The sequence below is a fragment of the Arthrobacter sp. TJ-240 genome (assembly GCF_058269195.1).
The window spans coordinates 203,148-225,023 of record NZ_JBZCNG010000002.1; the positions used below are offsets into that span (position 1 = coordinate 203,148).

Consider the following 21,876-nt stretch of genomic DNA (forward strand, 5'->3'; position numbering starts at 1 on the left):
CCGACGGCTTCACGCGCGGGATCCCGCCGGTGGTCGGAGTACCCGGGCTCGTCGCGATCGTGCTGGTGGCCGTCGCGCTGTCCGTGCCCCGCCGCTCATGGCGGATCTTCGGGCTCTTCGTCACGGTGGTGCACGAACTCGGCCACGCCGCCGCGGCACTCCTGACCCTGCAGCGCGTCACCGGGATCACGCTGCGCCTCGACCATTCCGGCACCACCACGAGCAGGGGGCGCCGCGGCTGGCGCGCCGCCTTCACGACGTTCTGGGGCTACCCCGTGCCCGCCGTCGTCGGCGCCATCCTTGTCTGGAGTGCCGCCACCGGCTGGGCCGCGGCGGCACTCTCGGCCGGCGCGCTGGTGCTGGTGGCAGCGCTCGTCCTGGTCCGCAACGCCCAGGGCATCCTCATCCTGGGGGGCAGCGCCGCCGCGTCGCTCGCGCTCGTCTGATTCGGGGGGCCCGTGACCGCCGGCTACGTTTGCCTCGTCCTCGGCCTCGCGCTGCTGGTAGGCTCCTGCCGGGACTGGGTCAAGGTGGTGCGCGTCCATGTGCGACGCCGTGACCTCAGCTTCTCCGACGCGTTCCTGCTGCAGGGCGCCACACGGGTCCCGTCACCGGTCTGGCTCGGTGCGTTCGCGCTCGTGATCGGGGCAGCGCTCGCGCAGTCCGTGGAGCCGCTGGCGCTCATTGCAGAGCGGTCTGCACGCGGCTGACGCGTCCGGTGTCCGGCGACCGGCCTGTGCGGCGGCGGATCAGTCGCAGTGCCGGGTGTGGCCCGAGCTGTACGGCGCGCCCCGCTCGCGGCACAGGTCGTCGAACAGTTCGTTGACGGCCTGGGAGATGCAGTCCCGCTCGTGGTCGGGCAGCTCGATCAGGCCGTGCAGGTACGCATTGACCTCGTACTCGTCCACGCCGCCGCCCATGCCGAAGTAGTGCATCCAGAGCTCGCCGGGGGAGATGTTGGCGCGCTTCATCGCGTCATACGTTAGGGCGTACTGCTCCTGGTCGGGGTTCGTCTCGTCCACGTCGTCCAACTCCATGCACTCGGGCGCCGTCCGGCCGGCGCTTCGGCGGTGTTGAAAAACAGCATACGCACGCCCCGGGCGCCGGAAAGCCCCGCGACGCGATGTCGTGCCGGTTGCCACCGGGACGACGACATCGGCCCACCCCCGGCGCCGGCCGATTCAACAACCGGGCAGGAGTCGTGCTAGAGTCTTTCTCGTTGCTTTCACCGGTTTATACGGTGAAAAACCACCCGCGCGGGTGGCGGAATGGCAGACGCGCTAGCTTGAGGTGCTAGTCCTCTTATTGAGGGTGGGGGTTCAAGTCCCCCTCCGCGCACAAAGAAAACCCCGGTTCGCCGGGGTTTTTTTGTGCCCTCGATCACGGGATTGCTGCTCGACCACGCGAGTGCCGAGTCCCGCCGGCAGTGGCCCTGCGGTTCGCAGCGTGATCTGCAGGACAGACCCAGGAAGAGGCCCCGCAAGAACGGCCGGACGGCCTACCTCCGGCCCGCAGGCAGCCCGTCGAGGTCATGCCATCGAGTTCTGCTTCCGAGAACGAGCCTGCCCGCCGGCTCACGGTGCAGTCGTCGATGGCGGGAGGTGTGGCGCGGATTCGGGGGTAGGTGGTGCTGGTCTTCATGATGCTGTCGCTCGCGTTGCTGCTGTCTCCGTAGTGGTCCTGGTGGTTGTCATGAGGCGGGGTCCCTGAGGCGTGGGTCCAGTCCGTATTGCCCGGGGGCGCCGAGGTGGTCGCGGAGCGTGGTGCCGTCGTAATCGTGGTGGTAGATGCCGCGGTCCTGGAGGAGAGGGACGACCTCGTCGACGAAGGTGTCGATGCCGTCTTCGTTGATGTCGATGGAGACCCAGAACCCGTCGCAGGCGCCGGCGTCGAACCATTCCTGCATATGGTCCGCGGTGACGGATGCCTTCCCGACGGGGGTGGGGTGGTAGTCGATGACGCCGTGGGCGAAGATGTCGCGGATGGTCCATCCTTCGCGCGCGACCTCCAGCGCCCGTGCGGAGCGGGGGTCGAACGGGCTCGGGGATGCGACGGCCAGCTGGGCGGGTGTGAGGGGTTGGTCGAGCTGCCCGGCATCGAGCTGGAGGTTCAGCATCGAGCCGAGGTAGGGGACACGGGATGCTGCTGTGAACCCACCCAGCTGGATACGTCGGTCCAGGGCGGCACGTTTGGTCCTGCCGATGGCGGGCATGACCCCGGCGAAGAACTTGATCTCATCCGGGTTTCGTCCTGCCCGGCGGGCGTCGTCACGGTAGGCCTGGCGTTGCTTGCGGGCATCGTCGATGGTGAACGTGGCCCCGATGACCCCGTTGGCGTAGCGTCCGGCCAGGTCGAGACCGTTCGCGCCTCCTCCGGCGGAGAAGATGACGGGCTGGCCCTGTTCCGATGGCGGGATGGGCAGCGGCCCGCGGGAGGCCACGTACTCGCCCTGCATGTTGATGGGCAGGATCTTCTCGGAGTGGGCGAACCGACCGGTCTTCTGGTCCTTGACCCATGCGTCCTGCTGCCAGCTCCCCCAGAGGGCCTGGGCGATCTGGATGGTTTCGTGGGCGCGCTGGTATCGCTGCGGCCGGGGCGCGACGGCTTGGCCGAAGTTCGCTGCCGCGCCAGGATCGCTGGTCGTGACCGCGTTCCATCCGGCACGGCCGCGGCTCATCACATCCAGGGCCTTGAACTGGCGGGCGATGTTGAAGGGCTCGTTGAAGGTCGTGGAACCGGTGGCGACGAGGCCGATGCGCTCGGTGGCCCGGGCGATCGCCGCGAAGGTCATCATGGGATCGAGCGTGATCTGTGGTGCCTCGTGGTCGACGTCGGCCATCAGGCCGGGGAAGTCCGGAAGGAACAGGAAGGCCATTTTCCGCGTTCTGCGGCCTGCGCGTAACGGACCTGCGCATCGAAGCTCGCGTAGTTCGCCGGATCGACGCCGGGGGCGCGCCAGGCTGAGCTCTGTGATCCGTATCCGTTGCCCAGGTGCATACCCAGGATCATCTGTGGCTTGGTCATTGCTTCTCCTCGTCCTGCTGTCGTTCGTGAGCGGTTCTGTTGTCGGTGCCGCTCCCGGTGCAAGCCGACACTGCCGTTCCTGATCGCTTGGCCGATCTCAACATTGCCATTAGTGTGAAGGTCCAACCCGTGTGAAGCATCGGGACCCAGGAGGTCGTATGCGTATTGGTGAGCTGGCGACGATGACCGGGGTTCCTTCCCGGATGCTGCGGTATTACGAGGAACAGGGCCTGATCTCACCTCGTCGCCTGGAGAACGGGTACCGGACATATGACGAGTACCTGGTCGATCGGGTGCGGAAGATCCGTGGGCTGGTCGATTCCGGGATCCCGACGCGGATCATCTCGGACATCCTGCCGTGCCTGGACCAGCCGCAGGCCATCGTCGTGAGGAACGCCGAACCCGGGTTGCGGGAGCTGCTGGTGACGGAGCGGGACCGCATGACCGAAAAGATCGACTTCCTGATCCACAACCGGGACTCGATCACCCGGTACATCGAAGCGATCGACAGTGCCACCGTTTCTCCACGCCGGACGTCCAAGGCCGGCTAGCTTTCGTCTGGTGCGGATGGGGCCTTGCTGACGAACAGGGTGCCGATGACTGCACCGAGGGCGAGGATCGCGGCGACGGTGAAGGCGGCCTGTCCGGCGTCGATGCTCTGCGTGATGCTGAGGGCACCTGCCTGGGTGACGTTCGCGCCGATGGTGAAGGCGGAGATGAGGATCGCGCCTCCCGCGGCTCCGGCCAACTGCTGGACGGTGGAGAACGCTGCCGTGCCGTGGGCGTACAGCTCGGTGGGCAGTGAGCCGAGGGCCGAGGTGGTCATGGAGGCCCACATCAGTGCCTGCGTTCCGGTGATCACCAGGTAGGTGCCCAGGGCCAGCCAGACGCTGGTGTTCTCGTCGATGGTGGTCAGGAACCAGATGGCCGCCGCCCAGATGATCGAGCCGGGGATCGCCAGGGGCTTCGGTCCGACCCTGTCGTAGATGCGTCCGCCGAGCGCGGAGACGATCGCGATCATCGCCCCGCCGGGGAAGAGGAACAGGCCCATCTGCAGGGTGTCCAGTCCGAGGACGGCCGTGAGGATGAGAGGCAGGACGAGGACGACGCCGAAGCCGTTCATCGCGACGAAGGTCATGACGATCGTGGGTAGGACGTAGGAGCGCGTCCTGAAGATCCGCATGTCCAGGAAGGGGTCCCGGTAGCGCTGCAGGCGGACCTGACGGTGGACGAACACGCCCACGCCGATCAGACCGATGAGGATCGGGATGGCGGGGGAGACCGGTGCGTGGCCGGAGACGGATTCGCCGATGGCTGCCAGCCCGAAGACCAGTCCGCCGAACCCGATGATCGACAGCAGCACGGACACCACGTCCAGGGTCACCCGCTCAGGCACGGTGACGTTCCGCAGCTTCACGGCCGCGAGAACCAGTGTCGCGACGATGATCGGCAGCATGAGGATGAACAGCCACCGCCAGGAAAGCTGGGACAGGATCAGCCCGGAGAGTGCGGGCCCGACGGCCGGCGCGATCGCCGGGACCGCCGTGACGAGGGCCATCATCCTGCCCCGCCGCGAGACCGGCACCAGGCGCATGGTCGTCGTGATCAGCAGGGGCACGAACACCGCAGTACCGATTGCCTGAATGATCCGGCCGGCGAAGAGCACGCCGAAGCCAGGAGCGATCACAGCGATGGCCGTCCCGATCAGGAACAGCGTCATGGAACCCAGGAAGATCGTGCGGGTGTGGAACCTGCGCATCACGAACCCGGTGGCGGGAATGAGCACGGCCAGGGTCAGCAGGTACCCCGTCGTCAGCCACTGACCGGTCGTCGGAGTGATGTCCAGATCGTTGATCAGTGTCGGCAGGGCAACGCCGAGCATCATCTCGTTCAGCAGGACGACGAAGGTCGAGACCATCAGCAGCCCGATGATCATCGCGCTACCCGGGGCCAACCGGCCATCGGACGGAGCCGCAGGGGTGCCGACGGCCGCCCCGGGAGAAACGGATTCCCGCGCGGACTCGTTCGGACTGGCTACCGACATTGGGCTCTCCTGACAATTGGATGGGGAAGTTGCCAGATCATCGTGCAACCTTGCCACTAGTGTGAAGGTCAAGTTCACCGGGCGGCTGTGACGGACTGCACTCTGCGGCGTGTGGTGCTTTCGGTGTCGCTACTTGACCCTGACACTGCTGGAAGGTCGGACACTTGGAGGGCTCAGTCACTCCACGGAAGGATTCTCATGAGAATCGGCATTCTCGGCGCAGGCTCAATCGGTTCGACGCTGGCGCGCAAGCTCGCTGCAGCAGGCCACGAGGTCAAGGTCGCCAACTCGCGCGGGCCGGAGACGATCGACTCCGACGTCCTCGCGACACGCGCGACTGCAGTCGAAGCGTCCAGCGTGGTGCACGACGTCGAGGTCCTCATCACTTCGATCCCGCTCAGCGCCATGCCGGCGATCAAGGACCTCGTCGCAGAGCTGCCCGCGGATGTCGTCGTCATCGACACGTCGAACTACTACCCAGCCAGGGACGGGCGGCTACAGGCCCTCGATGAGGGACAGGTCGAAAGCGTCTGGGTCGCCGAGCAGATCGGCCGTCCCGTCGCGAAAGCGTGGAACTCGATCCTCTCCGGGACCTTTGATGCCAAAGGGCTTGCAGCAGCACAAGTAGGCCGTCTCGCCATCCCCGTCGCAGCCGACCACGAGGCGGATCAGCAGATCACGCTGCGCCTGGTGGAGGAGACCGGTTTCGATGCCGTCTACGCCGGTAGCCTTGCCGATTCCTGGCGCCAGCAACCCGGTGCGCCCGCCTACTGCACCGAACTCACCCGTGACGAGCTTCCCGGCGCCCTGGCTCGCGCGGACAGGGACCTCCTGCCCGGTCGGCGGGATCAGGCGATGGCGACCATCGGCGAGAAGTTCGACTCCCTCACCACCGACGACATCGTCGTCCTCAACCGAACGACCTACGCCTGGAGGGGCTGACGGGCTTCGCTGCAGCTCGCCGCCGTGATCACGGAGGATCTGGGTGACAGAACACCGATCCTGCGACCTTGTTCTCAGGAATCGTATGGTCCGGTCGGTAGATCATCTGCGCAAGATCCGGTGGTGGAATGAAGTGGCTGCCGGTGGGGACTCCAGGATGTACGGTGCACTCAGGACCTGCTGGTCTGCGGCCTCTCGTGCTGCAGATGCGCCAGGGAAGTGCTCGTCCTTCGCCCCGCGGAGGATCCCGTTCTAGAGATCGGTGGGTGTCATGGATTCGGCATTGTCTGCTGTGCGCGATCAGGTGTTCCGGCGTAACCCGGGTGAGACGGAGTTCCATCAGGCTGTGGTCGAGGTCTTCGACTCACTGGGGCCGGTGTTGAGAAAACACCCCGAGTTCGTCGATGCGGCGGTGCTGGAGCGGTTGTGCGAACCCGAGCGGCAGATCATCTTCCGGGTTCCCTGGGTCGATGATGCCGGGACCGTGCAGATCAACCGCGGGTTCCGGGTGGAGTTCAATTCCGCGCTGGGACCGTTCAAGGGCGGCCTGCGATTCCACCCCTCGGTGTACCTGGGGATCGTGAAGTTCCTCGGTTTCGAGCAGGTCTTCAAGAATGCGCTCACCGGGATGCCGATCGGCGGGGGAAAGGGCGGCTCGGATTTCGACCCCAAGGGCAAGTCGGATGCGGAGGTCATGCGGTTCTGCCAGTCCTTCATGACGGAGTTGTACCGGCATATCGGCGAATACACAGACGTCCCCGCCGGTGATATCGGGGTCGGCGGACGGGAGATCGGTTACCTGTTCGGGCAGTACAAGCGGATCACGAACCGGTATGAGTCAGGGGTGCTGACCGGCAAGGGGATCAGTTGGGGAGGATCACTGGTCCGTCCGGAGGCGACAGGTTACGGAGCGGTCTTGTTCGCTCGTGAGATGCTTCGGGCGCAGGGACTCGACTTCGAGGGACAGCGGGTCATTGTGTCCGGTTCGGGCAATGTCGCTGTTCACGCCATTGCGAAGGCACAGCACTTCGGTGCGAGCGTCGTCGCCTGTTCGGACTCCTCCGGATATGTCGTAGACGAGGCGGGCGTCGATGTGGACCTGCTGCGCGAGGTGAAGGAGCATGAGCGCGGACGGATCTCCGAGTACGCGCGGCGGCGAGGATCTGGTGCGCACTTCGTAGCGGGTGGGTCGATCTGGGATGTAGGTGCGACCGTCGCCCTGCCGTGCGCGACGCAGAATGAACTCGACGAAGCAGCAGCAGGGGCGCTCATCCGCTCCGAGGTGCTGGCGGTTGCAGAAGGGGCGAATATGCCGTGCACTCCTCAGGCCGTCGAAGCCTTCCAGCAGGCCGGTGTGCTGTTCGGTCCCGGCAAGGCTGCCAACGCCGGTGGTGTTGCAACCTCCGCACTGGAGATGCAGCAGAACGCCAGCCGCGATTCCTGGACCTTCGAGCACACCGAACAGCGCCTCACCGAGATCATGGTGGGCATCCATGACAGGTGCGCGGCGACAGCGGAGGAGTACGGCCTCCCGGGGGACTATGTAGCAGGTGCCAATATCAGCGGCTTCGTGAAGGTCGCGGACGCCATGCTCGCACTCGGTGTGGTTTGACGTCGCCGGGTCCATCCAGTCCGGCAGGGACCGGACGAGGATGTCAGGAGTTCGTGCAGTACATCGTTCGGTGACCTCCTACAGGATGAAAGCAAAGCGTTACAGTCGCGTGACATTCGGACTGCAGGTTCGCGGTGTGATTGCCTTCACAGGCCGAACGCGGTTCAGTTGACGAATGCACATTCAGATCACACTTCCCAGGACGACGGTTGCCGAGGACGTCGGGTGGCTCGCAGCCATCGATGAGGCAATCAACACGGCTTTCGCGAAGCCCACCGAGATCTTCTCCAGCATCGTGTTCTTCCCGATCACGATCGGGGATGTCAGTTTCCCCGCCGTGGTGGCGTGGCTCATCCTCGCCGGCATCATCTTCACGATCTACTTCGGGGTCCCGCAGCTGCGCGGCCTCAAGGTCGGGTACGAGGTGGTCCGCGGTCGCTACTCCTCGAAGAACGACCCAGGCGAGGTGCCCCACTTCCAGGCGCTCACATCGGCGCTCTCCGGCACCGTCGGGCTCGGCAACATCGCCGGCGTGGGTGCGGCGATGGCCCTCGGTGGCCCAGGGGCCACGTTCTGGATGATCTGTGCCGGACTCATCGGCATGGCGACGAAATTCGCCGAGTGTACGCTCGGCGTGAAGTACCGCGAGGTGCACGAGGACGGCACTGTCAGCGGCGGTCCCTTCAAGTACCTCCCCATCGCCTTCCACAAGCTCGGCCGCATCCCGGCGAAGATCCTCACCGGGATCTTCGCCGTCGCGATCCTCATCTTCGGCATCGCCGGCGGCAACATGTTCCAGGCCAACCAGACGTTCGCTCAGGTGCAGAACGTCACGGGTGGTGCCGACGGCTTCCTTGGCAGCGCCGGAGCCGCCCTCATCTTCGGGCTGGTTCTCGCCTTCTTCGTTGCCATCGTGATCCTCGGCGGCATCAAGTCCATCGGCGCCACGACGTCGCGTCTCGTCCCGGCGATGGGCGGCATCTACGTCCTGGCATGCCTGTTCGTCATCATCGTCAATATCGACCAAGTACCTGCCGCGATCGGCGCCATCATCGGCGGCGCCTTCAATCCGCAGGGCATCGCGGGTGGCATCCTCGGCGTGCTGATCGTCGGTTTCCAGCGGGCGTCGTTCTCCAACGAGGCCGGTATCGGTTCCGCGGCCATCGCGCACTCCGCCGTGAAGACCCGCCGTCCGGTCAGCGAGGGCTTCGTGGCTCTCTACGAGCCGCTGGTCGACACCGTGCTCATCTGTACCATGACGGCGCTCGCGATCGTCATCGCGGGAGCCCCCAGCTTCCAGGCCGGTATCGACCAGGTGCAGGGCGGAGGAGACGTGCCCGACGGCGTGATCCTCACCTCGGACGCGTTCGCCACCGTCCTTCCCTGGTTCCCGATCGTCCTCGCCATCGCGGTCGTCCTCTTTGCCTACTCCACGCTGATCACCTGGTCCTACTACGGGCTCAAGGCGTGGGAGTTCCTGTTCGGTCGCGGAAAGACGGCGGAGATCACGTACAAGATCGTCTTCCTGTTCTTCACCGTTGCGGGCTGTGTCCTCACGTTCAGTCAGGTCATCAGCTTCGCCGATGCCGCACTGTTCGTCTGCGCATTCGTGAACCTGCTCGGCGTCTACTTCCTGCTCCCCGTCATCAAGCGGGAGATGCGTGAATACCTCGCCGACCGCAAGAGCGGCAAGCTCCTCATCCTCGGAATCGAGAACGACGAGCTCCAGGCGGAGAAGTAGGCATCGCCTGGTCGGTGAAGGGTGTGTGACGGCCGTTGGGGTCGACGACTGTAGAGCAGAACGCTCTGCCCAGATCGCCCTGCGCCGGCCCCGCACCGGACATCAGAGCCGCGCGACACTTACACCGGCGATGAACAGCCCGACCACCATGAGGGTGACGCCGGTGATCGTCTTGCTATGACGCCGCAGCCAAGCATTGAGCCGGGTCAGCATCGCGTCCGCGCGCTCGGGCCTGCGCATTTGGAGGAGGATCGGCACGAGGATCTGTGACTGAGCAACGAGGACATAGCCGAGAACCACCAGCGTCCCGGCCGGCAGCGGAAGGCCCTGAAGGCCGATGAGGGCACCTGCGGTCAGCGAGAGCAGGATCGCTTTCGGCCGCAGGTTCAGGGCGACACCCAGGGCGACGAACTCCCACGGGCGGGCCGAGGCGACCCGGGTGCGCAGTCTGCCCAGCGCGGCGCTGTTCGTCGTGCTCCTGCCCGACAGGACGTAGACGGCGTAGGCGATCACGAGAACTGCCACGCCGAGGCCGATCAGGGCCAGCCGGACGTGCTGGTCCACGCTCTCCCTGAGCGGCGGGAAGCGCAGTCCCATCGCCGCACCGCCCACCAGCAGGACGGCGCCGATGACGCTCCCGACGAGGAACGACAGGGCGCCCCGTTGGGCCTTCGGGGAGAGCAGGATGATGATGGTCATGCTGGCGGGTACCGTGCTGATCGCCCCCGCCAGTGCGACCGGCACGAGGCTGATCAGCAGACTCAGCATGCGGGACTCGGGCGGTACCTGTGGTGTCCAGGGGGAGACATCATGCCTGCTCCTCGCGGGGCGAGGGACGTGGCGCGCCCCTCTGGGCCCGCCGGGTCCTGATCTCGCTCTCCTCGTCCTTGAGGATCTCCTCGAGAGCTGTCCTGTCCCCGGTCATGCCCATATCGTCCCATCCTGCTTACGCTCCGAGTAGTACCTGTCATCTCACAGAGGCGAGGTGTTCGGGCAGTACGGCGCCGATACCTTCACCGACCTGGGGGCGCTCCACGACCACACGGTCGAGCGCCTCGCCCTGCAACTGGGCTTCAGCGCCGGCGCCGAAGGCGGCTGGGGCGCCGGCAGGAGAACCTGAGCCGTGCGTGGTGCCAGAGTCGATGTCGACGATCAGGGGTGCAAACCTTCAGCGGTTGCAGGCGCTGGCCTGGTGATATCGCATGCGTCCGGGCCTGGCCGGGGCCTTGTCGTCGTCTCCCGCCAGGAGCCCGACGGCGCGTCGCGGCACGCGGCACGCGGTACACAACCGCACGCGGTGGGCACGAACCTCAGTAGGCTGGGAGAAACCGCAACCCAGGAGGACCACGTGGGCATCTCACCCGACGATGAAGTTGTCAGGATCTGCCAGGAACTGATCCGGATCGACACCTCGAACTTCGGGGACAACGTGGGGCCGGGGGAGCGCAGGGCCGCCGAGTACACGGCGGGCCTGATCGAGGAGGTCGGGCTCTCCACGCAGCTCTTCGAATCCGCCCCGGGCCGTACGTCCGTCGTCGCGCGCATGGAAGGCTCCGACCCGTCGCTGCCCGCACTCGTGGTCCACGGCCACCTCGACGTGGTGCCGGCGCAGAAGGAGGACTGGACGGTCGACCCGTTCGGCGGCGAGGAGAAGGACGGCCTGATCTGGGGCCGCGGGGCCGTCGACATGAAGGACATGGACGCCATGATCCTGTCCGTCCTGCGGTCGATGCAGCGGGACGGCGTCAAGCCGCAGCGCGACCTCATCTTCGGGTTCTTCGCCGACGAGGAGGCAGGCGGCGCGTACGGGGCCTCCTGGCTCGTCGACAACAAGCCGGAGGTGTTCGAGGGGGCCACGGAGGCCATCTCCGAGGTCGGCGGTTTCTCGGCGACCATCGGGGGCCAGCGGACGTATCTGCTGCAGACCGCGGAGAAGGGCATCTCCTGGCTGCGCCTCGTCGCCCACGGCCGCGCGGGCCACGGGTCGCAGATCAACACCGACAACGCCGTGACCGCGCTGGCCCGCGCCGTCACCCGGATCGGCGAGCACTCCTGGCCCATCGAGCTGACGCCGACCACGCGCCAGTTCCTCGACGGCGTCACCGAACTCACCGGCGTCGAGTTCGATCCGGACAACCCCGACATCATCCTCAAGGAACTGGGGACCGTGGCGCGCTTCGTGGGGGCGACCCTGCAGAACACCGCGAACCCGACCGTCCTGAAGGGCGGCTACAAGCACAACGTCATTCCCGGCACGGCCGAAGCGCTCATCGACGTGCGCACGCTGCCGGGCCAGCAGGACCAGGTCCTGGAGATCATCCGCGGGCTCGCTGGCGAGGGAGTGGACGTGAGCTACGAGCACAAGGACACCTCGCTCGAAGTGCCGTTCGCCGGCAATCTGGTCGACTCGATGATCGATGCCCTGCAGGCGGAGGACCCCGGGGCGAAGGTGCTGCCCTACACGCTCTCGGGCGGCACGGACAACAAGTCGCTGAGCCGCCTGGGCATCACCGGCTACGGCTTCGCGCCCCTGCAGCTGCCCGACGAGCTCGACTTCACGGGCATGTTCCACGGCGTCGACGAACGCGTGCCGACGGATTCCCTGCGCTTCGGCGCCAAAGTGCTCTCCCGACTGCTGACGACCTACTGAGCGGGCCGGGATGACGGCGACGACGGATGCGGGCGGACTGCTGCCCGCGGACCTGCTGGAACGCTTCCGGGCACGCGCGGCCGGCTACGACGCGGCGAACACGTTCTTCGCGGAGGACTTCGCCGACCTCCAGGAGGCGGGCTACCTCCGCATCCTGGCGGACACGCGGCCGGGGGACGCAGGCGGCATGGCCGGCGCCGCGGCCGCCCAGCGCCGGCTCGCCGCGGCCGCCCCCGCGACGGCCCTCGGCATCAACATGCACCTGGTGTGGACGGCGGTCGCGGGCCTGCTCGCGGACCGCGGGGACCTCTCGCTGGAATCGGTCCTCAACGAGGCGGGGCGGGGCGAGGTGTTCGCCTTCGGTGTCTCGGAGCCCGGCAACGACGCCGTCCTGTTCGATTCGCTGACCCGCGTGGACCGCCTGCCCGACGGCGCGTACAGCTTCACCGGCACCAAGGTCTTCACGAGCCTGTCGCCGGTGTGGACCCGCCTCGGGATCTTCGGCAAGCTGGACGGACGCGACGGCGACGACGTGATCCTCCATGCCTTCGTGCCCCGCGGGACGCCCGGGGTGGAAATCGTCGAGGACTGGGATCCGCTCGGCATGCGCGCCACGCAGTCCCACACGACGCGGCTCTCCGGCGTCCGCGTGCCGGCCGATGACGTGTTCCGGCGCGTCCCGGTGGGACCGAACGCCGACCTCCTGGTGTTCGGGATCTTCGCGGCGTTCGAGACCTTCATCGCCGCGGTGTACCTCGGGATCGCGGACCGGGCGCTCGACCTCTCGGCGCAGGCGCTGAGCCGGCGGCGGAGCATGGTCGCCGATCGCCCGCTGTCCGACGATCCGGTCCTCCGGAACACGCTCGCGGCGGCAGCGATGCAGCGCACCGCGGCCGAGGCGCAGCTTCGCGGCGTGGTGCAGGATCTGGACGCCAGGGTCGATGAAGGGCCGGCGTGGTTCTCCCGCCTCGTGACCCTGAAGACCCACGCGGTGGAGGCGGCGGTCGCTGCGACGAGGACTGCGCTGCACGTGGGCGGCGGATCGGGTTTCTCGGCGTCGTCGGAAGCGGTGCGCCTGCACCGCGACGCCCTCGCCGGGCAGTTCCATCCCTCCACCGAGGAATCGGCCCGGGCCACGGTGGCCACGGCCCTCCTCGGGCCGCCCTCGGGCTGAGTCGGCCCACCCGCGTCCGGAGTGGAGGCATCCTGCCGGTGCGGCGCTACGCCGTGCGTTCGACCCGGAGGACCTTGCGCCGCAGCCAGTACCGCCTGCCGCCGCCCATGTAGATGCAGCTGCGTTCGAGTTCCCACTTGCCGTACTCGGCGTGCTCGGTGAGCAGTTTGCGGGCCGCGGGCAGGGGTTCACCTGCGCTCACGGTGAGGACGAGGTACTCGTACTGCCGCCCGTAATCACGCTCGCGGACGGCGGTGGCATTCAGAAAATGTTCTCGCATATCCCTCCAATTCTGATCACTTTACCGATAACGTCTAGGCCATGAGCATAGATCCGCGTGTCGCGCTCCAGTCCCTCGTGACGGCCCTCGAAGAGCACCTGGCGGCCGCGGCGTCACCGCGGGACGACAACGATCCCGCGGTGGAAGCGGCGTACCTCGGGATCGCGGATGCCTTCGAGGTCTACGAGGAAGCCCTCTACGACGCCTTCGGTGAGGTCACCCCGCTCGAGATCTACGAGGACACCGACGAGGAGGATTCCGACGAGGACTCCGACGAGGATCCTGACGACGAGGACTCCGATTACGCCTCCGATCTGGTCGATGCCGAAGTGGAGCACTGACCGGACCGGACCCGTCCGCCGGGAGGAACGGCACCACGTTCCGGAGCAGGGCGTCAGAGCAGGGCGGAGACCTCATCCAGGACCTCGGCGATGGGCTCGGCCACCGGGGCGCCGCTCGTCTGCAGGATCTCCTTGAGTTGCTGCGGGGTCCGTGCGCCCACGATCGCGGCGGCGACGCCGGGTCGGTGGAGGAGCCAGCGCAGCGCGAGTTCGTGCGGCTGCAGGTCGAGGCCCCGCGACGCTGTGCACAGGGCCTCCGTGATGCGCTGCGGTTTCCCCGTGAGGTACGGCTCCACGTAGGGAGCCCACACATCGGACGCGCCACGGGACTCCGACGGGATCCTGCCGCGGTACTTGCCGGTGAGGACGCCCCGGCCCAGCGGACCCCACGCCAGGATCGCCGCGCCGACTGCCTCCGCGGCCGGCAGGACATCGCGCTCGGCACCACGGCTGACGAGCGAGTACTCGACGTCGTTCACCAGCAGCGGGAACGACGCCGTCGCCGCCGCCCGAGCGAACTCCCAGCCCGCGTAGTTGGAGACGCCCACGTAGCGTGCGCGGCCGCTGGCGTATGCGACGTCGAGCGCGCTCAGGGTCTCCTCCAGCGGAACGGACGCATCGGGAGAGGGCGCGAGCCACACGTCGACGTGGTCCGTGCCGAGCAGCGACAGGGATGCGTCGAGCGAGTCCAGCAGTCCCCGGCGTGAGCTGTCGAGGCGCCGGCTGCCCGAGCGCGTCGTGCCGCCCTGCACCACCAGCACGAGCTCCGAGCGCGCCACGGTGTCGCCGATGAAGCCGCCCAGCATCGCCTCGGCCTGGCCCTCGCCGTAGCGGGCCGCGGTCTCCACGAGCGTGCCCCCGGCGTCGGTGAAGAGGCGGAGCTGCTCGCGGGCGGCCTCCTCGCTGACTTCCTGCCCCCAGGTCATGGTGCCGAGTCCCAGCGCCGAGACGGTCAGGCCGCTCGCTCCCACGTTTCGCCGTTGCATGGAGCCAAGCCTAAAGCCTGAGCCCGGCCGCATGGCTTAGGGTCGTAAGGGTGCATTGGATAGAAGCAGTCGTCCTGGGGTTCGTCCAGGGTCTCACCGAATTCCTGCCCATCTCCTCGAGTGCGCACCTGCGCATCGTCGGCGAGCTCCTGCCGAACGCGCAGGACCCGGGCGCGGCGTTCACGGCGATCACCCAGCTGGGGACGGAGACCGCCGTCGTCGTCTTCTTCTGGCGGGACATCGTCCGGATCATCAAGGCCTGGTTCGGCGCCCTCGCGGGCAGGATCCCGCGGAACCACCCGGATGTCCGCATGGGCTGGCTGGTCATCCTCGGCAGCGTGCCGATCGTGCTGCTCGGGCTCCTCTTCCAGGACCAGATCGAGAGCACGTTCCGCAGCATGTGGCTCGTGGCGACCATGCTGATCGTGTTCGGGCTGTTCCTCGCCGTCGCCGACCACGTCGGACGCCAGACGCGCGACCTCCAGAGCCTCACCTACCGGCACGGCATCCTGTTCGGACTGGCGCAGGCACTGGCCCTCGTCCCGGGCGTGTCGCGCTCGGGCGGGACCATCACGGCGGGCCTGCTGATGGGCTACACCCGTGAGGCGGCGGCCCGCTACTCGTTCCTCCTCGCCATCCCCGCCGTGTTCGGCAGCGGTGTGTACCAGCTCGTGAAGAGCTACGACGAGGCCGGGCCGTACTCCCTGCCGGAGACGGCCCTGGCCACGGTGGTCGCGTTCCTCGTCGGCTTCGCGATCATCGGCTGGTTCCTCCGGTACGTCACGACCCGCGGCTACGGGCTCTTCGTCTGGTACCGCATCCTGCTCGGTCTCGCGCTCTACGTGCTGCTCGGACTCGGCGTCATCAGCGCCTGACGCCGGGCCGTAAGGTAGAACGTGTGATTGCGTGGAACTCGACTCCTGTCCCAGAACTCGACGGCACCCAGTCGGACATCACCCTGTTCGACACCGCCCGCCAGGAGCCGGCACTCCTTCCCAGACGTCCCGAGCAGAGCCTCTACGTCTGCGGCATCACCCCCTATGACGCGACCCACCTCGGCCATGCGGCCACCTACGTGGCCTTCGACCTGCTCAACAGGACCTGGCGCGACGCCGGGTCAACCGTGCACTACGTCCAGAACGTCACCGACGTCGACGACCCCCTCCTCGAACGTGCGACAGCCACCGGGGTGGACTGGCGCGACCTCGCCGCAGGCCAGATCGCCCTCTTCCGCGAGGACATGGAAGCCCTGAACGTGCTGCCGCCGGAGCAGTACGTGGGAGCGGTCGAGGCGATCGACTGGATCGTCCCCGTCGTCGAGGACCTCGTGGCACGCGGCCTCGCCTACTCCGTCCCCGGCGTGGACGGCGAGCCCGACGGCGACGTCTACTTCTCCCTGGACGCCTGCGCCACGCTCGACGAGGCCGACGAGGCCCACTGGTTCCTCGGCCAGGTCTCGCACCTGGACGGCGGCACGATGCTCGAGCTCTCGGCGGAGCGCGGCGGCGACCCGGCCCGCCCCGGGAAGCGCAACGCCCTCGATCCTCTCCTCTGGCGGGCCGCCCGCCAGGGCGAGCCCAGCTGGCCCGGCGGGTCGCTGGGCGACGGCCGGCCCGGCTGGCACATCGAGTGCTCGGTGATCGCCCAGCGCTTCCTCCCGTCCCCCTTCACGGTGCAGGGCGGCGGCTCCGACCTCGTGTTCCCCCACCACGAGATGAGCGCCTCCCACGCCTGGGCGGCCGCCGGCACCCCGCTCGCCCGGCACTACGCCCACGCAGGCATGGTGGGCTACGACGGCGGGAAGATGAGCAAGTCCCGCGGGAATCTCGTGCTCGTCTCCGTGCTGCGCCGCTCCGGCATCGACCCCGCGGCCATCCGTCTCGCTATCCTGGCGCACCACTACCGCGGGGACTGGGCGTGGACCGACGGCGTCCTGGACCGGGCCGTCGACCGCCTCGCCACCTGGCGTGCGGCCGTCGGCGGGGCGACGCAGGACGACGTCGACGCCATCCGCGAACAGATCCGGGCACACCTGGCGGACGATCTCGACGCGCCGTCCGCCCTGGCCGCAGTGGACGCCCGGGCGGCGGAGATCCACCGGCGGGCGGCCTCCGGGGGGCCTGCGGAGGTCCCCGCCGACGGGGAAGCTCGGCGCGGCCTGGCCGACGTCGTCGACGCCCTGCTCGGCGTCCGGCTCTAGCCGGACGGCGCCCCAGGGATGTCCGGGCGGGACCGGTGTCCGGCCCGACGGGTCGTCCCCGGGCGCCCGCCGCTCCCGGACTACTGGAGCACGACCCTCAGGATGCCGAACACCAGCGCGGCCACGCCGAAGATCGTCGCGATCCAGCCGAGGACGCGCCCGGCGCTGGAACGCTCGCCGAGGCGCTCGGCCTTGTTGGCCTGCATGATGGCGAGCGGCCCGAGGACGATGCCGAGGAAGAAGATCCCGACGATGCCCAGGACGAGGGACGCCGTCCTCGCCTTGCCCGCCTCCGGGGGAAGCGGTCCGGCACCGGATGTGTGCTCGTATGGCTGCTGTGACACGGGGGCCTCCGATCAGCCCGGCCGGCACGGATCCCGGCGCGGGGCGGGTGGGTGGGTGCTGGCGCGGCGGTTCGTCCGCGCGCCCTGCCGCGACTCTACTCCGCTCCGCCGCTCGCGCCACCTGCATCCGGCGCGCCTGGCGGTTCGCGCTCACTGCTCGCGGCGGCGCTTCTTCAGGTAGCGCTCGAACTCGCGAGCGATCGATTCGCCGCTCGCCTCCGGCAGGTCCACCGTGTCCTTCGCCTCCTCGAGCTGGCGCACGTAGGCGGCCACCTCCGGGTCCTCGGTGGCGAGCTCGTCGACGCCGCGTTCCCAGGCTTCCGACTCCTCCGTCAGGACGTGGGTGTCCACCGTGATCTGCAGGATCTCTTCCAGCTTGTTGAGCAGGGCGAGCTGCGCCTTCGGGGAGGGGGACTGCCCCACGTAGTGGGGGACGGCCGCCCAGAGCGACATCGTGGGGATGTCCGCGAGCAGCCCCATCTCCGCCAGGACGCCCACGATCCCGATCGGCCCCTCGTAGGTGGAGGGTTCCACGTCCAGGCTCTCGCGCACGAGGTCGTCGTCCGAGGTCACGGTCACGGGGATGGGACGGGAATGCGGCACATCCGCGAGCAGGGCACCTACGAGGACGATGCAGTCCACGCTCAGCTCCTTGGCGAGCGCGACCAGTTCGGCAGTGTACGCACGCCACTTGTACGACGGCTCGACGCCGTTGACGAGGATCAGGTCCACATTGGAATCAGGGACCACCGTCTTGCTGATGCGGGTGTTGGGCCACTTGATCCGGCGCTGGCCCGTGGAGTTGCGCTTGATCATGGGGCGCGTGAACTGGAAGTCGTAGAACTCGTCGGCGTCGATCGTCGAGATCCGCTCGCTGCCGAAGAACCGGCCCATGTACTTCAGCGCATCGCTGGCGGCCTCGCCGGCGTCGTTCCAGCCCTCGAACGCGGCGAGCAGGATCGTGGTCCGTCGCTCGGGCTCGCCGGCATCCTGGAAGATGTCCTGTATGCCGTTCGGCTGGTTCTCTTCGAAGCTGTCCACGCTCTCACCCTAAACCCCGGCGCGCGGGCATGTCAGGCAGGCTTCAGCCGCTACGCGCACAGCTGACGTACGGCCCTCCCGGGGCTCCACCGTAGACTTGAAGGTATGGCCTACCACCCCACCGGCACTGTCCGCACCCTGTCCCGCACGGACCCCGACGGCGACGGCCGGGCCCCCGGAGGGAACCTCCACGGGCTTCAGGGCGTGCTGTGGGACATGGACGGGACGATCGTCGACACGGAGCCGTACTGGATCAGGGCCGAGAAGGACCTCGTCGAGTCGCACGGCGGGACGTGGACCACCGAGCAGGCCACGGCGCTCGTGGGCCAGGCGCTCGAGTACTCCGCAGGGCGCCTCCAGGAGGCAGGCGTGGCGCTGGGCATCCGCGCCATCATCGAGCACCTCACCGAGCGGGTGGCGGCGGACGTGCGCGCCGCCGTCCCGTGGCGCCCCGGGGCCAGGGAACTCCTGGCCGCGCTCCGCGAGGAGGGCATCCCGTGTGCGATGGTGACCATGTCCGAGACCCTGCTCGCCACGGCCGTCGCCTCCCGGCTCCCCGAGGGCACCTTCCAGCACCTCGTGACGGGCGACCGGGTGAGCGCCGGCAAGCCCGACCCCGAGGCCTACCAGCTCGGATTCGACCTGCTCGCCGCCGACCACCCGGGCCTGAGCAAGGACCGCGTGGTCGCCGTCGAGGACTCACTGCCGGGCGTGACGTCCGCGCTCGCCGCCGGGCTCGTCACGCTCGCGGTCCCGCACTTCGTCCCCCTGCCCCCCGATGACCGCCGCACCGACTGGGACACCCTGGCCGGCCGCACGGCGGCCGATCTCGCGGCGCTCCTGCCCCCCATGGCCGGGACGGACGCCGGGCACGACGCCGGGACGAACACCGGACGAGGCGACCTGCGCGAGGGGGGAGTGGCGGCGCATGAGTGACGCTGAGCAGCCGGTCCGGACCGAGCCGAGGCCCGGCCTGTCCCTCGGCCGGATCGCCGGTATCCCCGTCGTCCTGGCCTGGTCCTGGTTCATCATCACCCTCTTCATCGTGGTGGTGTTCGGACCCCGCGTCGCCGATGCCTTCCCCGGGATCGGGGCCGGCGCCTACGCCGTCGCCCTGGGCTACGCCCTGCTCCTCGCCGCCTCGGTGCTCCTCCACGAGCTCGCACACGCCCTCACGGCGCGCGCCTTCGGGTGGCCCACCACGCGCATCGTGCTCAACCTCTGGGGCGGCCACACGCAGTTCGCGAGCTTCAACGCCTCACCCGGGCGGTCGCTCCTCGTGGCCCTCGCCGGCCCGGCGGCCAATTTCGTCCTCGCCGCGATCGGCTGGGGTGCCCTGCAGGCCATGAACCCCGGGTCGGTCGCCTACCTCCTGATCACGATCCTCGTGTGGGCGAACCTCCTGGTCGCTCTCTTCAACGTGCTGCCGGGCCTTCCGCTCGACGGCGGCCGCCTCGTGGAGAGCGCGGTCTGGAAGGCCACCGGGAGCCAGGAGAAGGGGACGGTGGCGGCCGGCTGGGCCGGCCGAATCATCGTGATCCTCCTCCTCGGCGTCGTGGTCGGGATCCCGCTGGTCCGCGGGCTGCAGCCGGACCTCACGGTCATCGTCATCGCCGTCGTCATGGGCGCCTTCCTCTGGATGGGCGCGTCGGCGGCCATCGAGAATGCGCGCATGCGCCTGCGCCTCCCTGCGATCAGCGCCGGACGGCTGCAGCAGCGCGCCATCGGGCTGCCCGCGGGTACGAGCATCGCCGCTGCCCGCCGCCTGCTGCGCGAGAACCCCGGTGCCGCCGTGGTCGTCACCGGTGCCTCGGGAATTCCGGAGGCCGTCGTCGACGAAGCCGCGCTGCTCGCCGTCCCCGAGGAGGCCGCAGGCACGACGCCGGTCAACGCGGCCGCGCGGCGCCTCGCCGCAGGCGCCTACGTCCCCGAGTCGGCGGAGGGGCAGGAGCTCGTCCAGTTCCTCGCGCGGCTCGAGGGCAACGAGTACGCCGTCATCAACCGGCAGGGCGCCGTCACCGGACTCCTGCACCAGCGGACCGTCGTCCATGCCATCACCGGCAAGGGCACCCCCGGTCCCTGACGGCAGCCCGGCGCCCCCGAATCACAGACTCCACGCCCCGTTCCCACCTGCTTCCACCGTTCGCCCCACCCGTTCGCCCCACCGCCTGTTCACGCCGGTTCCGCCGGCCCCTGCCGAAGGACCTCCATGAGCACCGTCCCCACGTCACCCGCCCCCGAGACCCCTTCCACACCGCACGGAGCGGCGGCCCGGCGTGGCCCGTTCCGGGCGGGGGAGCGGGTGCAGCTGACCGACGAGAAGGGGCGGATGAACACGATCACCCTGACGCCCGGCGGCGCGTTCCACACGCACAAGGGATTCCTGCAGCACGACACCCTCATCGGCGCCACCGAAGGCACCATCCTCGAGAACACCACCGGGCAGCTCTACCAGGCGTTGCGGCCCCTCCTGTCCGACTTCGTGCTGTCCATGCCGCGCGGCGCGGCCGTGGTGTACCCGAAGGACGCCGGACAGATCGTGACCATGGCCGACATCTACCCCGGCGCGCGCGTCGTCGAAGCCGGCGTCGGCTCCGGCGCCCTCTCCATCTCGCTCCTGCGGGCCGTCGGCGACGCCGGCTCCCTCCATTCGTTCGAGCGTCGTGAGGAGTTCGCGGACATCGCCCGCGGCAACGTGGAGACGATCTTCGGCGGACCCCACCCGGCCTGGCAGATCACGCTCGGCGATTTCCAGGAGCAGGTGCTCGAGCACGAGGAAGCGGGCACCGTGGACCGGGTGGTGCTCGACATGCTGGCCCCGTGGGAGTGCCTGGACGCCGTCGCCACCGTCCTCGCCCCCGGCGGCGTGTGGATCAGCTATGTGGCCACCGTCACGCAGCTGTCCCGGACGGCCGAAGCCATCCGTGCGGACGGCCGCTTCACCGAACCCGAGGGGTGGGAGTCCATGGTGCGCGGCTGGCACCTCGAGGGCCTCGCCGTCCGCCCCGACCACCGCATGGTCGCGCACACGGGGTTTCTCATCACCACGCGCAGGCTCGCCCCCGGCGCCACGGGCTTCACCCCGAAGCGCAGGCCCTCGAAGACCGGGTTCAGCGAGGAGGATCTCAATGCCTGGACGCCCCAGGCCGTGGGGGAGCGCGACGTCTCCGACAAGCGCCTCCGCCGGGTGGCCCGCGACGCGGCATCCACCATCCAGCGCGGATCCCTGCCCCCGGAGGAGGCCCAGGCCCGGCGCGACGCGATCGCCGACGGCGGTTCCGTCGAGTAGGCGCGGGCGGGTAGCGGGGGCGCCGCGGACAACGGGTCGGTCTCACCGCGTGCGCCCCACGCCGATGCAGTCCTGGATGCAGTATCAACAGCGGGATCGACTGCGGGTCGACTGCGGGATGACATTGCATCGGAAGACTCCGGACGGAACTCGGCAGACCGGGGGCCCGGCTCTGCGCTAAGGTCGAAAGACAGCCGAATGTCGATCA

General features: G+C 68.6%; 22 protein-coding genes, 1 tRNA gene and 1 pseudogene. 15 read left to right on the forward strand and 9 right to left on the reverse strand.

Annotated features, from left to right (window positions below; genetic code table 11):
* Positions 1-65: 65 nt before the first annotated feature.
* Positions 66-710: pseudogene (locus AC4D2C_RS05605) on the forward strand (M50 family metallopeptidase).
* A 39-nt stretch (positions 711-749) separates the two neighbouring features.
* On the opposite strand, the gene AC4D2C_RS05610 reads toward AC4D2C_RS05605, so the two are convergent.
* Positions 750-1,022 carry a hypothetical protein gene (locus AC4D2C_RS05610; protein ID WP_490913283.1) on the reverse strand — a complete coding sequence of 91 codons (273 nt, stop codon included), beginning with the start codon at positions 1,020-1,022 and terminating at the stop codon, positions 750-752.
* 232 nt (positions 1,023-1,254) lie between these two features.
* On the opposite strand from AC4D2C_RS05610, the gene AC4D2C_RS05615 reads away from it, so the two are divergent.
* A tRNA-Leu gene (locus tag AC4D2C_RS05615) sits at positions 1,255-1,338 on the forward strand.
* Positions 1,339-1,690: 352 nt separating this feature from the next.
* Here the strand turns inward: AC4D2C_RS05615 and AC4D2C_RS05620 are convergent.
* A complete protein-coding gene (locus AC4D2C_RS05620; protein WP_490913285.1) occupies positions 1,691-2,875 on the reverse strand; it encodes an NtaA/DmoA family FMN-dependent monooxygenase in 1,185 nt (394 codons plus the stop codon).
* A complete protein-coding gene (locus tag AC4D2C_RS05625) occupies positions 2,839-3,024 on the reverse strand; it encodes a hypothetical protein (RefSeq protein WP_490913287.1) in 186 nt (61 codons plus the stop codon). The genes AC4D2C_RS05620 and AC4D2C_RS05625 overlap by 37 nt, the downstream gene beginning before the upstream one ends.
* A 158-nt stretch (positions 3,025-3,182) precedes the next feature.
* On the opposite strand from AC4D2C_RS05625, the gene AC4D2C_RS05630 reads away from it, so the two are divergent.
* Positions 3,183-3,575 carry a MerR family transcriptional regulator gene (locus AC4D2C_RS05630; RefSeq protein ID WP_490913288.1) on the forward strand — a complete coding sequence of 131 codons (393 nt, stop codon included), beginning with the start codon at positions 3,183-3,185 and terminating at the stop codon, positions 3,573-3,575.
* Here AC4D2C_RS05630 and AC4D2C_RS05635 read toward each other — a convergent pair.
* A complete protein-coding gene (locus tag AC4D2C_RS05635; RefSeq protein WP_490913289.1) occupies positions 3,572-5,068 on the reverse strand; it encodes a DHA2 family efflux MFS transporter permease subunit in 1,497 nt (498 codons plus the stop codon). The two genes, AC4D2C_RS05630 and AC4D2C_RS05635, sit on opposite strands and share 4 nt — an antisense overlap.
* A 123-nt stretch (positions 5,069-5,191) precedes the next feature.
* On the opposite strand from AC4D2C_RS05635, the gene AC4D2C_RS05640 reads away from it, so the two are divergent.
* From AC4D2C_RS05640 to AC4D2C_RS05650, 3 genes are all read left to right on the forward strand, one after another.
* Positions 5,192-6,010, forward strand: coding sequence for an NADPH-dependent F420 reductase (locus tag AC4D2C_RS05640; protein ID WP_490913291.1), 819 nt, complete (start codon positions 5,192-5,194; stop codon positions 6,008-6,010).
* A gap of 271 nt (positions 6,011-6,281) precedes the next feature.
* The gene (gene gdhA, locus AC4D2C_RS05645; protein WP_490913292.1) at positions 6,282-7,622 is read left to right on the forward strand and encodes an NADP-specific glutamate dehydrogenase; all 1,341 of its coding nucleotides are present in this window, start codon (positions 6,282-6,284) and stop codon (positions 7,620-7,622) included.
* 175 nt (positions 7,623-7,797) lie between these two features.
* Entirely contained in the window at positions 7,798-9,363 is a 1,566-nt protein-coding gene (locus tag AC4D2C_RS05650; protein ID WP_490913294.1) for an alanine/glycine:cation symporter family protein, read from the forward strand.
* A 102-nt stretch (positions 9,364-9,465) separates the two neighbouring features.
* Here AC4D2C_RS05650 and AC4D2C_RS05655 read toward each other — a convergent pair whose 3' ends face one another.
* Entirely contained in the window at positions 9,466-10,131 is a 666-nt protein-coding gene (locus AC4D2C_RS05655) for a GAP family protein (RefSeq protein WP_490913296.1), read from the reverse strand.
* Between the two features lie 217 nt (positions 10,132-10,348).
* On the opposite strand from AC4D2C_RS05655, the gene AC4D2C_RS05660 reads away from it, so the two are divergent.
* The 3 genes from AC4D2C_RS05660 (at position 10,349) to AC4D2C_RS05670 (ending at position 13,187) form a co-directional block, all read left to right on the forward strand.
* A complete protein-coding gene (locus AC4D2C_RS05660; protein ID WP_490913298.1) occupies positions 10,349-10,483 on the forward strand; it encodes a hypothetical protein in 135 nt (44 codons plus the stop codon).
* Positions 10,484-10,711: 228 nt separating this feature from the next.
* Positions 10,712-12,013, forward strand: a complete 1,302-nt coding sequence (locus AC4D2C_RS05665) for a M20/M25/M40 family metallo-hydrolase (protein ID WP_490913301.1) — start codon at positions 10,712-10,714, stop codon at positions 12,011-12,013.
* Positions 12,014-12,023: 10 nt separating this feature from the next.
* Entirely contained in the window at positions 12,024-13,187 is a 1,164-nt protein-coding gene (locus tag AC4D2C_RS05670) for an acyl-CoA dehydrogenase family protein (RefSeq protein ID WP_490913303.1), read from the forward strand.
* A 46-nt stretch (positions 13,188-13,233) separates the two neighbouring features.
* On the opposite strand, the gene AC4D2C_RS05675 is transcribed toward AC4D2C_RS05670, so the two are convergent.
* Complete coding sequence (locus AC4D2C_RS05675) at positions 13,234-13,467, reverse strand: DUF5703 family protein (protein WP_104051116.1); 234 nt, start codon at positions 13,465-13,467, stop codon at positions 13,234-13,236.
* Positions 13,468-13,508: 41 nt separating this feature from the next.
* On the opposite strand from AC4D2C_RS05675, the gene AC4D2C_RS05680 reads away from it, so the two are divergent.
* Positions 13,509-13,808, forward strand: coding sequence for a hypothetical protein (locus tag AC4D2C_RS05680; RefSeq protein ID WP_490913304.1), 300 nt, complete (start codon positions 13,509-13,511; stop codon positions 13,806-13,808).
* A gap of 53 nt (positions 13,809-13,861) precedes the next feature.
* Here the strand turns inward: AC4D2C_RS05680 and AC4D2C_RS05685 are convergent, their stop codons facing one another.
* Positions 13,862-14,794 (reverse strand): aldo/keto reductase, encoded by a 933-nt coding sequence (locus tag AC4D2C_RS05685; RefSeq protein ID WP_490913306.1) that lies wholly within the window; start codon positions 14,792-14,794, stop codon positions 13,862-13,864.
* Between the two features lie 50 nt (positions 14,795-14,844).
* On the opposite strand from AC4D2C_RS05685, the gene AC4D2C_RS05690 reads away from it, so the two are divergent.
* Together AC4D2C_RS05690 and mshC are read left to right on the forward strand one after the other, a co-directional pair.
* Positions 14,845-15,669, forward strand: coding sequence for an undecaprenyl-diphosphate phosphatase (locus AC4D2C_RS05690; protein ID WP_490913307.1), 825 nt, complete (start codon positions 14,845-14,847; stop codon positions 15,667-15,669).
* A 23-nt stretch (positions 15,670-15,692) separates the two neighbouring features.
* Positions 15,693-16,994, forward strand: a complete 1,302-nt coding sequence (gene mshC, locus AC4D2C_RS05695; RefSeq protein ID WP_490913309.1) for a cysteine--1-D-myo-inosityl 2-amino-2-deoxy-alpha-D-glucopyranoside ligase — start codon at positions 15,693-15,695, stop codon at positions 16,992-16,994.
* 80 nt (positions 16,995-17,074) lie between these two features.
* On the opposite strand, the gene AC4D2C_RS05700 is transcribed toward mshC, so the two are convergent.
* Together AC4D2C_RS05700 and AC4D2C_RS05705 are read right to left on the reverse strand one after the other, a co-directional pair.
* Positions 17,075-17,338 carry a hypothetical protein gene (locus AC4D2C_RS05700; protein WP_490913310.1) on the reverse strand — a complete coding sequence of 88 codons (264 nt, stop codon included), beginning with the start codon at positions 17,336-17,338 and terminating at the stop codon, positions 17,075-17,077.
* Between the two features lie 150 nt (positions 17,339-17,488).
* Positions 17,489-18,379, reverse strand: a complete 891-nt coding sequence (locus tag AC4D2C_RS05705) for a PAC2 family protein (protein WP_490905999.1) — start codon at positions 18,377-18,379, stop codon at positions 17,489-17,491.
* A 105-nt stretch (positions 18,380-18,484) separates the two neighbouring features.
* Here AC4D2C_RS05705 and AC4D2C_RS05710 point away from each other — a divergent pair, with 105 nt between their 5' ends.
* From AC4D2C_RS05710 to AC4D2C_RS05720, 3 genes are all read left to right on the forward strand, one after another.
* Positions 18,485-19,315: an HAD family hydrolase gene (locus AC4D2C_RS05710; RefSeq protein WP_490913312.1), complete on the forward strand. Its 831-nt coding sequence runs from the start codon at positions 18,485-18,487 to the stop codon at positions 19,313-19,315.
* Entirely contained in the window at positions 19,308-20,462 is a 1,155-nt protein-coding gene (locus tag AC4D2C_RS05715; protein WP_490913314.1) for a site-2 protease family protein, read from the forward strand. The genes AC4D2C_RS05710 and AC4D2C_RS05715 overlap by 8 nt, the downstream gene beginning before the upstream one ends.
* Before the next feature lie 126 nt (positions 20,463-20,588).
* Positions 20,589-21,668 (forward strand): tRNA (adenine-N1)-methyltransferase, encoded by a 1,080-nt coding sequence (locus AC4D2C_RS05720; RefSeq protein ID WP_490905996.1) that lies wholly within the window; start codon positions 20,589-20,591, stop codon positions 21,666-21,668.
* Positions 21,669-21,876 lie beyond the last annotated feature (208 nt).